The following is a 12264-nucleotide window of genomic DNA, read 5'->3' as shown; positions in this document are numbered from 1 at the left end:
TTTTGATGTATTTTTTTTTTTTTTTTAAAGAAGAAGGCGGCATACGATTTTTCTGAATGTGACTGGATTTCAGACGTGTGTTCTCCCGATCTTTTATCAATTAACAGCAGCATAGTGCCCTCAGGCCAGTCAAACCGCCGCTATTCTACGCATTTTACCGTGCGGGACTCACCACTTTCGCAAACTGTGACGTCAGCGGTGCCAGATCGCCCGACACACCAGCAAACAGCGCGGTACGCCACGTTTCTCGTTCCAGCTTATCCCACGTCAACAGGTAACCGGCGTGCAGCGCCAGCTGTTCAAAGAAAATGCGCTGCGTGCGGCCATTACCCGCGCGGAACGGGTGTAATACGAAGATTTCACAATAATAATGCGCCAGCCGCGCGACAAACTCATCCTGCGTCAGGTTTGTCAGTTGTTGTTCATCTTCCAGCGCGCTCATCAGCGCATTGCCCTCTTTCTCGATGTATTCGCAATGGCAATAGGGTGTCTCATCACGCCAGATATCGATGCTGCGTAACTCCCCTGCCCAACTGTAGAGATCCTGAAACAGCGTGCGATGAATATGGCATAACCAGGGCATACCGGTGCTGCGCGGGCCGAGTTCCAGTGTCGCCAGGCGTGCAGCGCTAAACGCCAGCTCCGCTTTACGCAACTGCGCTTCATCATGAATATCGAGACGATTTTTCAACACCGTGTCGTTGTGCCAGACATAAGGGTCGCGCACGGCCAGACTGTTATCCGCCATATTGCCTCCTTAGTGACTCAAGTCGCTCTTCATGCTGCTCAGCGCTGATATCGCTGAGGACGTAGCCGGCAAGACGGCAACTGGCCTGATAACTGGCCATGCGGCGCTGTTGCCATAGGGTGGCTTTCTGTTTTTCGGTGAGTTGGCTGGTCATTGCGCCTCCGACAAGCAATTTGCCCTAAGTATAAGAGCTAATTTTAGCTTTGCCGGAGAGCAGCAGAACGCGCCGACGAGTGCCGGCGCGCTAATTCATTAAGGCAGGACTTTCGCAGACAGGATAACAATCGGTTTTGACGGCACATTTTGGTACGGGCCGACATCTTTGGTTGGCACCTGAGCAATCTTATCGATCACATCCTGGCCTTTCACAACTTTACCAAATACCGCATAACCGAAGTCGCGTTGACCGTGATCGAGGAAGGCGTTATCCGCGACGTTGAGGAAGAACTGGCTGGTCGCACTATCTTTATCTGCAGTACGCGCCATAGAGATGGTGCCACGCAGGTTACGCAAACCGTTGTCGGCTTCGTTCTTGATCGGTGCCACGGTCTGCTTCTGCTGCATATCCGTGGTGAAACCGCCGCCCTGGATCATAAAACCCGGGATCACACGGTGGAAGATAGTGTTGTTGTAGAAACCGTTGTTGACGTAGTCGACAAAGTTTTTCACCGAAACCGGGGCTTTCTGATTGTTCAGTTCGAGTTCGATATTGCCCGCAGAGGTGGTGAGCAGCACATGGGTATCCCCTTTGGCTGCCAGAGCGGTAGCGGATACAGAAGAGAGCGCTAACAGGGCGACTGCCGCTGTCAAAGTACGTTTAAACATGAAAGATTCCTTACCATGGAGTGCAAGCTCAAAAACGAGATCGATTGTAAAGAGCAAGTTATACAAGAGCCAGCGTTTTACCGATATTTACGCTGATGTTGCGATTGTCATACTTTTTGAGGTGCGCAATCATTTGCGTGACGAAAATCACACTATTAATGAAATATTTCGCGCTCGTTACACTCGTTGTTTATTAAGATCACAGTTGCATTTACAATTCATGACACTTTTTGCCAATCCCGGCGCTTCACAGGTTCAGAACATGACAAACCGTAATCGCATTGGCCTTACCTGGATCAGCTTTTTCTCCTACGCGCTCACTGGCGCGTTGGTGATTGTTACCGGTATGGTGCTGGATAATATTGCCCAGTATTTCCAGCTGCCCATCTCAGAAATGAGCAACACCTTCACCTTCCTGAATGCCGGCATCCTGGTCGCGGTATTCCTTAACGCCTGGCTGATGGTGATTGTGCCGTTGAAGCGCCAGCTGATTTTTGGCTTTGTGCTGATGATCCTCGCGGTGGCAGGCCTGATGACCAGCCATAACCTGAGCGTCTTCTCACTGTGCATGTTTGTGCTCGGTGTGGTCAGCGGTATCACCATGTCGATCGGTACCTTCCTGATTACCCATCTGTACGATGGCCGCCAGCGCGGTTCGCGCCTGCTGTTCACCGACTCGTTCTTCAGCATGGCCGGCACCATTTTCCCGATCATCGCTGGCGTACTGCTGGCGCGCATGCTGCCGTGGTACTGGGTATACGCCTGCATCGGGGTGATTTACATCGCGATCTTTGTCCTGACGCTGATGGTGGAATTCCCGGAACTGAAAAGCGAAGCAGCTGTGCAAGGCGGCGAGAAAGAGAAATGGGGCATCGGCGTGTTGTTCCTGTCGATCGCGGCGCTATGCTACATCCTCGGTCAATTGGGCTTTATCTCTTGGGTGCCAGAGTACGCCACCAAATCGATGGGCATGGATATTGCGGCGGCAGGTCAGCTCGTCGGTAACTTCTGGACCGCGTACATGGTCGGCATGTGGGTGTTCAGCTTCCTGCTGCGCTTCTTCGATCTGCAGCGCATCCTGATGGTATTGGCAGCCCTGGCAACCGGTTTAATGTACTGGTTTGTCACCACCAGTGACGCCAGCATGCTGCACTGGATCATCATGATTCTCGGCTTCAGCTCCAGCGCTATCTACACCACCATCATTACACTGGGTTCGCTGCAAACCAAAGTCTCTTCGCCGAAGCTGGTGAACTTTATCCTCACCTGCGGCACCGTCGGCACCATGCTGACCTTCGTGGTCACCGGCCCAATTGTGGCGAAAGGCGGCGCACATGCAGCGCTCTCTACCGCCAATGGCCTGTATGCCGTGGTGTTTGTGATGTGCGTGCTGCTGGGCTTTGTGACCAAACATCGCCAGCACGGCCATATTACACACTAATCGGTGACGTGCAGGGGTGAACGTTCACCTCTGTTGCCTGGTGCAGTAGCAAGAGAGTGCGCAGTGATGCGCACTCTTTTTATGCAGCGACTATCGTCGGAATGTCACCGCTTCCGCCTCACCCAAATAGATTTCACTGCTCGCGGGCTGCGTTGCCGCCACTACGCTTCCCTGCCGTATCGAATAGCGCACAGGCACTTGTCTGCGCACCGCATCAAAGCCACTTTCAGCCGGCAGAATAATCAGACTGGCATGGTCACCTACTGCCAGACCGTAATCCTTCAATTGCATCGTCTTCGCGCTGTTAGTGGTGATCAGGCTCAGGCCATTGTCGATCTGCTCGTAGCCCATCAACTGACAGACATGTAATCCCATATGCAGCACCTGCAGCATGCTGGCCGTGCCGAGCGGATACCAGGGATCAAACACATCATCATGGCCAAAGCAGACGTTAATATCGGCTTCCAGCAACTCCTTCACCCGCGTGATGCCACGGCGTTTGGGATAACTATCAAAACGGCCCTGCAGGTGAATGTTCACCAGTGGGTTAGCGACAAAATTAATCTTTGAAAGCTTCAGCAAGCGGAATAAGCGCGAGGTGTAGGCGTTGTTGTAGGAGTGCATCGCCGTGGTGTGGCTGGCGGTGACTCGTTCGCCATTGCCATCACGATGTGCCAGTGCCGCCACGGTTTCGACAAAGCGCGATTGTTCATCATCGATCTCATCACAGTGCACATCCACCATGCGGTCATAACGGTTGGCGAGCGCGAAGGTTTTATGCAGTGATTCAACGCCATACTCGCGTGTGAACTCGAAGTGCGGGATGGCGCCCACCACATCGGCGCCGAGACGCAATGCCTCTTCCAGCAGCGCTTCACCATTTGGATAAGAGAGAATCCCCTCCTGCGGAAACGCCACGATTTGAATATCGATCCATGGCGCCATTTCCGCCTTTACTTCCAGCATGGCTTTCAGCGCGGTGAGAGTAGGATCGGAAACATCAACATGGGTACGCACATGCTGAATACCGTTGGCAATTTGCCACTTCAGCGTCTGCTGTGCGCGCTGTTTAACATCGTCATGGCTGAGCAGCGCCTTGCGCTCCGCCCAGCGTTCAATACCTTCAAACAGCGTGCCGGACTGATTCCAGGCAGGCTGCCCGGCGGTTTGCGTGGTGTCGAGATGGATATGCGGTTCGATAAAGGGGGCACTTGCCAGCCCTCCTTCGGCATCCAGCGCATCATCCTGCTGCGTGATTTGCGGTGGCTGGGGGCGTAATGCCGTTATTTTGCCGCCGTTGATTTCCATCTGCCACAGACCCTGCTGGCCGGCCAGACGCAGGTTGTTGATCCACTTTAGTGTGCGATTCGCCATGCCTTCCTCCCGTTTTAAGCCACAGGTTAAGCTAGCATGAAAATCTTTCCGTCTGTGCCATAGGTTTTTAGTCTGCCAAAATGACCATGCAAAAAAGCCCTCAGCTCAGTTTGTAGCAGCGACACTGATGGCAACCGATGCTGCACAATATCCAATCAAATAAGCCACTTATCATTTTCGTTCAAAATCAATTACATACCTCTAAATAGGTATATGGCCGTGCGCTTGATGTGCATCAATAAGCGCCTGATATTGCGCGCTATCGTAAGCGCAGATACCGCAATTTTTGAGGCAAGCATGAGCAAGCACAGTGTCGTGATTATTGGCAACGGCATGGTCGGCCACCGCTTTATAGAAGAACTGATCGACAAAGCCGAACCCGGCCAATTTGCCATTACCGTCTTTTGTGAAGAACCGCGCGTCGCCTATGACCGCGTCCACCTTTCCGCCTACTTCTCCCATCACACCGCTGAAGAGCTGTCACTGGTTCGCCCCGGCTATTACGAAAAACATCAGGTCAACCTGCTGATCGGTGAACGGGCGATTACCATCAACCGCGACGAAAAACTGATTCACTCCAATACCGGTCGCGCGGTGCATTACGACACGCTGATTTTTGCCACCGGCTCTTATCCGTGGATACCGCCGATAAGAGGCGCCGAAGGCAGTGACTGCTTTGTCTATCGCACCATCGAAGATCTTAACGCCATTGAAGCCTGTGCGCGCCGAACAAAACGTGGTGCGGTGATAGGTGGCGGATTGCTCGGCCTGGAAGCCGCGGGCGCGCTCAAAAATCTCGGTATCGAAACTCACGTTATTGAATTTGCACCGGGATTAATGGCCGAACAGCTGGATGTGCAAGGCGGCGAGCAGTTGCGTCGTAAGATCGAGCAGATGGGCGTGCTGGTGCATACCGGCAAAAACACCCAGCAGATTGTGCATCACGCTAAAGGCGGTAAGACGCTGGAATTCGCCGATGGCAGCGCGTTGGATGTCGATTTCATCGTGTTCTCCACTGGCATTCGTCCGCAAGACAAGCTGGCAAAACAGTGTGGGCTGGAAATCGGCCAGCGTGGCGGCATCGCCATCAACGACCGCTGCCAGACGCGCGATCCGGCAATTTATGCCGTCGGCGAATGCGCAGCCTGGCAGAACCGGCTGTTCGGCTTAGTCGCGCCGGGCTACAAAATGGCACAGGTCGCCAGCGATGCGTTGCTGGGACGCGACAGTGCCTTTTCCGGTGCCGATATGAGCGCCAAACTTAAGTTGCTGGGCGTGGATGTCGGTGGTATCGGCGATGCGCATGGCCGCACGCCGGGCGCGCGCAGCTATATGTGGCTCGACGAACAGAAACACATTTACAAACGCCTGATCGTCAGTGAAGACAATCGCACGCTGCTCGGCGCGGTATTGGTCGGTGACACCAGCGATTACGGCAATCTGCTACAGCTGGCGCTGAATAACATCGCGCTGCCCGATAATCCTGAAGGTTTGATTTTGCCCGCAGGCAGTGGCGAGAAGCCGGTATTGGGAGTCGATTCCCTGCCGGACAGCGCGCAAATCTGCTCCTGCTTTGATGTCAGCAAAGGCGATATCGTCAAAGCGGTGCAAGCCGGTTGCCACACCGTGGCGATGCTGAAAAGCGAAACCCGTGCTGGCACCGGCTGCGGCGGCTGCATTCCGCTGATCACTCAGGTGCTCAACGCGGAACTGAGCCGTCAGGGCATCGAAGTCAACAATCACCTGTGCGAACACTTCCCCTATTCACGCCAGGAGCTGTATCACCTGATTCGTGTCGAAGAGATCACTTCCTTCGATGCCTTACTGGCGAAATACGGTCAGGGTTATGGCTGTGAAGTGTGCAAACCCACCGTGGGTTCGCTGCTGGCCTCGTGCTGGAACGATTATGTGCTCAAACCACAACTCGCGCCGCTACAAGACAGCAACGATCTGTTCCTCGGCAATATTCAGAAAGATGGCACCTACTCGGTGATCCCACGCTCGCCCGGCGGTGAAATCACGCCAGAAGGGTTGATGGCGATCGGTGCGGTGGCGCGCCAGTACAACCTTTACACCAAGATCACTGGCTCGCAGCGTATCGGCCTGTTCGGTGCTCAGCGCGACGATCTGCCCGCCATCTGGTCGCAGCTGATTGATGCCGGATTTGAGACCGGACAGGCGTATGCCAAAGCGTTGCGCATGGCAAAAACCTGCGTGGGCAGCACCTGGTGTCGCTATGGCGTCGGCGATAGCCTCGGCTTCGGTATCGAGCTCGAGAACCGCTACAAAGGCATTCGTACACCGCACAAAATGAAGTTTGGCGTCTCGGGCTGCACGCGCGAATGTGCGGAGGCGCAGGGCAAAGATGTCGGCATCATCGCGACGGAAAAAGGCTGGAATCTGTACGTATGCGGCAACGGCGGCATGAAGCCACGTCACGCCGATCTGCTGGCGGCGGATCTGGATCGCGACACTCTGCTCATGTACCTCGACCGCTTCATGATGTTCTATATCCGCACCGGTGACCGATTGCAGCGTACCTCGCTGTGGCTGGAAAGTATGGAGGGCGGTATCAACTATCTGCGCAGCGTGATTGTCGATGACAAACTCAGCCTCAACGCGCAGCTTGAAGCTGAACTGGCGCGCCTCCGGGCTGAAGTCGAGTGCGAATGGGCTGCAACGGTGAACGATCCCCGGCAGCACATCCACTTCAGCACCTTCATCAACAGCGATCAGCGCGATCCGCTGGTGCAGCACGTAGCCCAGCGCGATCAGCACCGTCCGGCAAGTCCTGCCGAGCGCATCGCCATCACCCAGATTGAGGAGATCGACGCATGAGCCAGTGGCATTCCGTGTGTGAACTCGAACAAATCCTGCCTGCCACCGGCGTCTGCGCGTTGGTAAAAGGCCAGCAGATTGCCATCTTCCGTCCGCATGATGATGAGCAACTCTATGCGCTGAGTAACATCGATCCTTTCTCCGCAGCCAGCGTGCTGTCACGCGGCCTGATTGCCGAACATCAGCACACGCTGTGGGTCGCCAGCCCACTGAAAAAACAGCGCTTCCGTTTAAGCGACGGCGTCTGCCTGGAAGATGCCACCCGTTCCGTGGCGAGCTATCCGGTGCGCGTTACTGCGGGCCAGGTCGAAGTGTGCGCCTGACAGAATTCTTTTACTTTATGAGACGTCACTATGTTTACTGACACCCTGAATACCTGCGCCGCCAACGCGGCGCGCATTGTGCGTACGGCGCAGCACAGCCCGCTGGCCTTCTGGATCAGCTCGGCGATGGCAGGCGCTTACGTCGGCCTCGCTATCATCCTGATTTTTACTCTCGGCAACCTGACCGATCCTGCGTGGCGGCCGCTGATCATGGGCGCCACCTTTGGTATCGCTCTGACGCTGGTGATCATTGCCGGGTCTGAGCTGTTTACCGGCCATACGATGTTCCTCACCGTGGGCGTCAAAGCCGGAACCATCAGCCAGGGCCAGATGTGGTGCGTACTGCCGCAAACCTGGCTGGGTAATCTGATTGGCTCGGTGTTTGTCGCCCTGCTCTACTACTACGCAGCCGGTGCGATGCTGCCCAATGCAGGCGCACTGATTCACAGCGCGGCGCTGGCGAAAACCACGCAACCGGCAATGGCATTGTTCTTTAAAGGGGCGCTGTGCAACTGGCTGGTGTGTTTGGCGATCTGGATGGCAGTGCGCACCGAAGGCACGGCAAAATTCATTGCCATCTGGTGGTGCCTGCTGGCCTTTATCGCCTCCGGCTATGAACACTCTGTCGCGAATATGACGGTCTTTGCACTGTCGTGGTTTGGTCAGCATAATGCCGACCTGACCTTGAGCGGCATCGGTCATAACCTGCTGTGGGTGACGCTGGGTAACATGTTCTCTGGCATGGTATTGATGGGCCTTGGATACTGGTACGCCACGCCACAGGCTCAGCGGCCGCAAGTGGCGCCACAAGCCACTGCGCTCAAATCGGTTTAACGTTTCTAAGCCCGCACATTGCGGGCTTTTTTGAGGATGAGCGATGGACTATTTTCCGCTGTTTTGCCGTCTGCGAGGCAAGCGTTGTTTATTGGTCGGCGGCGGCGATGTAGCCGAGCGCAAAGCGCGCCTGCTGCTGGATGCCGGTGCCGATCTGCACGTTGGCGCAGTGCAATTCTCTCCTGCGTTTCAGCAGTGGGCTGAACAGGGAAAGTTGCACCTATTGCCCGGCACCTTTGAAGAGCAGTGGCTAGAGGGCTGCTGGCTGGTCATTGCCGCCACCGACGATGACGCTGTGAATCAGCAAGTGGGCGATGCCGCCGAAGCACGCCGCATCTTCTGCAATCTGGTGGATGCGCCGCAGGAAGCCAGCGCTATCATGCCGTCGATTGTCGATCGCTCCCCGCTGATGATTGCGGTGTCATCCGGTGGCCGCGCTCCGGTGCTGGCGCGCCTGATGCGTGAGAAGCTGGAAGCGATGCTGCCGCAGCATCTGGGCCAACTGGCTTCACTCGCTGGCACACTGCGCAGCCGGGTGAAGAAAACCTTCGCCAGCATGGGACAGCGCCGGGCATTTTGGGAGCGCTTCTTTGCCAGCGATCGTCTGGCGCAAACGCTGGCGAATGGTGACAAGCCACGCGCCGATCATATCGTTGATACGCTGTTCGATGCGCCGCTCTCCCAACAAGGTGAAGTGGTGCTGGTGGGCGCGGGTCCAGGCGATGCCGGATTATTAACGCTGAAAGGTTTGCAGTGTATCCAGCAGGCCGATGTGGTGGTGTATGACCGTCTGGTGTCCGAACCCATTCTCAACCTGGTGCGCCGCGATGCTGAACGCATCTTCGTCGGTAAACAGGCCGGACATCACTGCGTGCCGCAGTCGCAAATCAACCAGTTACTGTTAGAGCAGGCTCAGAGCGGCAAGCGCGTGGTACGGCTGAAAGGCGGCGATCCCTTTATTTTCGGTCGCGGTGGTGAGGAACTAGAGGTACTGGCACAGCACAACATTCCGTTCAGCGTGGTGCCAGGTATTACCGCCGCCTCCGGTTGTGCCGCCTACAGCGGCATTCCGCTGACGCATCGCGATCATGCGCAGAGCGTGCGCTTTGTCACCGGTCATCTGCAACAACAGGGCGAAATTGAGTGGAGTAAGCTGGCGGCAGAGCAGCAAACGCTGGTGTTCTATATGGGGCTGAATCAGGCACCCGAGATCCAGCGCCAGCTGTTGCAGCATGGCATGGATGCGGCGATGCCGGTCGCCATCGTGCAGAACGGCACCACGCCAGAACAACAGGTGGAAACCGCGACGTTAGCCGAACTCAGCACGCTGGCGCAGCAGTTTGCCAGCCCGGCGCTGATTATCGTCGGGCGCGTGGTCAGCCTGCGCCGCCAGTTACGCTGGTTTTAAACATAAAAAAAAGGCGAGTCATCACAACTCGCCGTTCATAGGTCAGGCAGCTAGCTGATTAAGGCTGAGCCACAAAACCCACCGCTTCATAAACTTTCTTCAGCGTTTCCTGCGCCTGCGCACGGGCCTTGGTGGCGCCATCGCGCATCACCTGATTCAGGAAAGCTTCGTCGTTACGGAAACGATGATAGCGCTCCTGCAGCTCAGTCAGCATGCCGGAAACCGCTTCCGCCACTTCGCCTTTCAGGTGGCCATACATCTTGCCTTCGAATTCCTGCTCCAGCTGCGGAATCGACTTACCGGTGACACCAGAAAGAATATCCAGCAGGTTAGAAACACCGGCTTTTTCTTTCACGTCGTAACGCACCACTGGCGGCTCGGCGGAATCGGTTACCGCGCGCTTGATCTTTTTCACTACCGCTTTGGTGTCTTCCAGCAGGCCAATCACGTTGTTACGGTTGTCATCCGACTTCGACATCTTCTTGGTCGGTTCCAGCAGCGACATCACGCGTGCGCCTGATTTCGGAATAAATGGCTCAGGGATTTTGAACACATCGCCATACAGCGCATTGAAACGACCGGCGATATCGCGGCTCAGTTCCAGATGCTGCTTCTGATCTTCGCCCACCGGTACCTGGTTGGTCTGATACAGCAGAATATCGGCCGCCATCAGCACCGGGTAATCGAACAAACCCGCGGTGATGTTTTCAGAATAACGCGCGGACTTATCCTTAAACTGCGTCATACGGCTCAGCTCGCCAAAGTAGGCATAGCAGTTCAGTACCCAGCTCAGCTGCGCGTGCTCAGGCACATGCGACTGTACAAAAATGGTGCTTTTTGCTGGATCAATACCGCAGGCAAGGTACAGCGCCAGGGTATCCAGCGTGGCTTTGCGCAGCGCAGCCGGATCCTGACGAACGGTGATGGCGTGCAGATCGACGATGCAGTAAATGCAGTGAAAATCATCCTGCATCTGCACCCACTGACGCAGCGCACCCATATAGTTGCCAATGGTCAGTTCACCGGAAGGCTGGGCGCCGCTGAAAACGATGGGTTTGCTCATGTTATATCCTGATAATTACAGCCCGAGAGCGGGCAAAAGTTCGCTAAAAGTATCGAGAGTGAGATCGGGTTGGCTGGCGGCAATCGGCTCGCCATAGTTGTAGCCAAACGTCATACCGACATTAGGTACACCCGCAGCCTGAGCTGCGTGAATATCATTACGAGAATCACCAACAAACAGTAATTCTTTTTGCAGTACGCCAAAGTGACCCAAAACAAGGAAGATCGCTGCCGGATGGGGCTTTTTCACCACCACATCATCACCGCCAATAATCAGCGTGAAGAAATCGGCAATGCCCAGCGATTGCAGCAAAGGCGCGACAAACGGCGTCGGCTTGTTGGTGACGATGGCCATCGGCAAGCCTTTGGCGTGCAGCGCCGCCAGCGTCTCTTTCACCTGCGGAAACAGCGTGCTGCCCGCTTCCACCGTTTCGGCGTAGTACTTATCGAACAACGAGCGCGCGTCGCGCTGCTCCTCGGCGTGCGGTTCACGGCCTAGTGCCCAGGTCAGCGCGCGTGTCATCATCACATCTGCGCCATTGCCAATCCAGGTGGAGGCCAGCGCAAGGCCGGGCGGCGGCAACTGCAAGTCGCCTAAAGCATGATCAATGGCCTGTGACAGACCCGGTGCGCTATCGACCAGCGTGCCATCAAGATCAAACGCCAGCGCGCGGATATCAGTGAAATGAGCCATTAACTTTCTCCAGTTCGCCGCGCATTTCGTCGATCACTTTTTTGTAATCGGGGTGACCAAAGATCGCTGAACCGGCCACAAACATATCCGCACCTGCCGCCGCGATCTGACCGATGTTATCGATCTTCACACCACCGTCCACTTCCAGACGGATATCGTAACCGCTTTGATCAATGAGACGACGCGCCTGACGCAATTTGTCCAGCGTGCCGGGAATGAAGGATTGACCGCCGAAGCCAGGGTTCACTGACATCAGCAGAATGATGTCGAGTTTATCCATCACGTAGTCGAGGTAATCGAGCGGCGTCGCCGGATTGAACACCAGACCCGCTTTACAACCGTGCTCTTTGATCAGTTGCAGTGTGCGGTCAACGTGCTCACTGGCTTCAGGATGGAAGGTAATGTAAGTCGCGCCCGCTTTAGCGAACTCTGGAATCAGTGCATCCACCGGCTTCACCATCAGATGCACATCAATCGGTGCCGTAATGCCATAGTCGCGCAGCGCTTTAAGCACCATTGGCCCCATGGTCAGATTAGGCACATAGTGGTTATCCATCACGTCGAAATGCACCACATCCCCGCCTGCTGCCAGCGCTTTGGCGGTATCTTCGCCCAGGCGAGCAAAGTCAGCAGCAAGAATTGAAGGGGCCAGCAAAAATTGTTTCATCCGATTCTCCCAATTTTGTGCGCCAGCCAGAGCTGGCGTAATGCGTTGGT

Annotated in this window: 12 protein-coding genes; 5 read left to right on the top strand and 7 right to left on the bottom strand. The window is 55.5% G+C overall.

Annotated elements, in window-relative coordinates:
* Window positions 1-154 precede the first annotated feature (154 nt).
* The 3 genes from H7A81_RS12645 to ppiA form a co-directional block, all read right to left on the bottom strand.
* Complete coding sequence (locus H7A81_RS12645) at window positions 155-748, bottom strand: putative adenosine monophosphate-protein transferase Fic (protein WP_182057675.1); 594 nt, start codon at window positions 746-748, stop codon at window positions 155-157.
* Window positions 738-902 carry a YhfG family protein gene (locus H7A81_RS12640; protein ID WP_072016960.1) on the bottom strand — a complete coding sequence of 55 codons (165 nt, stop codon included), beginning with the start codon at window positions 900-902 and terminating at the stop codon, window positions 738-740. Before H7A81_RS12640 ends, H7A81_RS12645 begins: the two co-directional genes overlap by 11 nt.
* Window positions 903-1000: 98 nt before the next feature.
* A complete protein-coding gene (gene ppiA, locus H7A81_RS12635; protein ID WP_034819591.1) occupies window positions 1001-1573 on the bottom strand; it encodes a peptidylprolyl isomerase A in 573 nt (190 codons plus the stop codon).
* A 262-nt stretch (window positions 1574-1835) separates the two neighbouring features.
* Here ppiA and tsgA point away from each other — a divergent pair, with 262 nt between their 5' ends.
* Window positions 1836-3014 carry an MFS transporter TsgA gene (gene tsgA, locus H7A81_RS12630; protein ID WP_182057674.1) on the top strand — a complete coding sequence of 393 codons (1179 nt, stop codon included), beginning with the start codon at window positions 1836-1838 and terminating at the stop codon, window positions 3012-3014.
* A gap of 90 nt (window positions 3015-3104) precedes the next feature.
* Here tsgA and H7A81_RS12625 read toward each other — a convergent pair whose 3' ends face one another.
* A complete protein-coding gene (locus H7A81_RS12625) occupies window positions 3105-4388 on the bottom strand; it encodes a cytosine deaminase (RefSeq protein WP_182057673.1) in 1284 nt (427 codons plus the stop codon).
* A gap of 297 nt (window positions 4389-4685) precedes the next feature.
* Between H7A81_RS12625 and nirB the strand changes: the two genes are divergently transcribed.
* Genes nirB through cysG form a run of 4 tightly spaced genes read left to right on the top strand, consistent with a single transcriptional unit; the run spans window position 4686 to window position 9791 of the window.
* On the top strand, window positions 4686-7226 hold the full coding sequence (gene nirB, locus H7A81_RS12620; RefSeq protein WP_182057672.1) for a nitrite reductase large subunit NirB: 2541 nt from the start codon (window positions 4686-4688) through the stop codon (window positions 7224-7226).
* Window positions 7223-7549 carry a nitrite reductase small subunit NirD gene (gene nirD, locus H7A81_RS12615; RefSeq protein ID WP_166936257.1) on the top strand — a complete coding sequence of 109 codons (327 nt, stop codon included), beginning with the start codon at window positions 7223-7225 and terminating at the stop codon, window positions 7547-7549. The genes nirB and nirD overlap by 4 nt, the downstream gene beginning before the upstream one ends.
* Before the next feature lie 30 nt (window positions 7550-7579).
* Complete coding sequence (gene nirC, locus H7A81_RS12610; RefSeq protein ID WP_182057671.1) at window positions 7580-8383, top strand: nitrite transporter NirC; 804 nt, start codon at window positions 7580-7582, stop codon at window positions 8381-8383.
* Window positions 8384-8426: 43 nt separating this feature from the next.
* The gene (cysG, locus tag H7A81_RS12605; protein WP_034819603.1) at window positions 8427-9791 is read left to right on the top strand and encodes a siroheme synthase CysG; all 1365 of its coding nucleotides are present in this window, start codon (window positions 8427-8429) and stop codon (window positions 9789-9791) included.
* Window positions 9792-9849: 58 nt separating this feature from the next.
* Here the strand turns inward: cysG and trpS are convergent, their stop codons facing one another.
* From trpS to rpe, 3 genes are read right to left on the bottom strand one after another with little or no spacing between them, the layout of a single operon-like run.
* Window positions 9850-10854, bottom strand: a complete 1005-nt coding sequence (trpS, locus tag H7A81_RS12600) for a tryptophan--tRNA ligase (protein WP_034819607.1) — start codon at window positions 10852-10854, stop codon at window positions 9850-9852.
* A gap of 15 nt (window positions 10855-10869) precedes the next feature.
* Window positions 10870-11547, bottom strand: coding sequence for a phosphoglycolate phosphatase (locus H7A81_RS12595; protein ID WP_058960590.1), 678 nt, complete (start codon window positions 11545-11547; stop codon window positions 10870-10872).
* On the bottom strand, window positions 11531-12214 hold the full coding sequence (gene rpe, locus H7A81_RS12590; RefSeq protein ID WP_034819612.1) for a ribulose-phosphate 3-epimerase: 684 nt from the start codon (window positions 12212-12214) through the stop codon (window positions 11531-11533). The genes H7A81_RS12595 and rpe overlap by 17 nt, the downstream gene beginning before the upstream one ends.
* Window positions 12215-12264 lie beyond the last annotated feature (50 nt).

It is taken from the genome of Pantoea sp. ME81 (assembly GCF_903970985.1).
Lineage (GTDB): Bacteria > Pseudomonadota > Gammaproteobacteria > Enterobacterales > Enterobacteriaceae > Pantoea > Pantoea communis.
Note: the sequence above shows the minus strand (reverse complement) of the source record. Positions and strands in the feature narration are given on the sequence as shown.

Coding starts and splice junctions, on each gene's coding strand:
- H7A81_RS12645 (WP_182057675.1), bottom strand. CDS start 748: ATGGCGGATAACAGTCTGGCCGTGCGCGACCCTTATGTCTGGCACAAC.
- H7A81_RS12640 (WP_072016960.1), bottom strand. CDS start 902: ATGACCAGCCAACTCACCGAAAAACAGAAAGCCACCCTATGGCAACAG.
- ppiA (WP_034819591.1), bottom strand. CDS start 1,573: ATGTTTAAACGTACTTTGACAGCGGCAGTCGCCCTGTTAGCGCTCTCT.
- tsgA (WP_182057674.1), top strand. CDS start 1,836: ATGACAAACCGTAATCGCATTGGCCTTACCTGGATCAGCTTTTTCTCC.
- H7A81_RS12625 (WP_182057673.1), bottom strand. CDS start 4,388: ATGGCGAATCGCACACTAAAGTGGATCAACAACCTGCGTCTGGCCGGC.
- nirB (WP_182057672.1), top strand. CDS start 4,686: ATGAGCAAGCACAGTGTCGTGATTATTGGCAACGGCATGGTCGGCCAC.
- nirD (WP_166936257.1), top strand. CDS start 7,223: ATGAGCCAGTGGCATTCCGTGTGTGAACTCGAACAAATCCTGCCTGCC.
- nirC (WP_182057671.1), top strand. CDS start 7,580: ATGTTTACTGACACCCTGAATACCTGCGCCGCCAACGCGGCGCGCATT.
- cysG (WP_034819603.1), top strand. CDS start 8,427: ATGGACTATTTTCCGCTGTTTTGCCGTCTGCGAGGCAAGCGTTGTTTA.
- trpS (WP_034819607.1), bottom strand. CDS start 10,854: ATGAGCAAACCCATCGTTTTCAGCGGCGCCCAGCCTTCCGGTGAACTG.
- H7A81_RS12595 (WP_058960590.1), bottom strand. CDS start 11,547: ATGGCTCATTTCACTGATATCCGCGCGCTGGCGTTTGATCTTGATGGC.
- rpe (WP_034819612.1), bottom strand. CDS start 12,214: ATGAAACAATTTTTGCTGGCCCCTTCAATTCTTGCTGCTGACTTTGCT.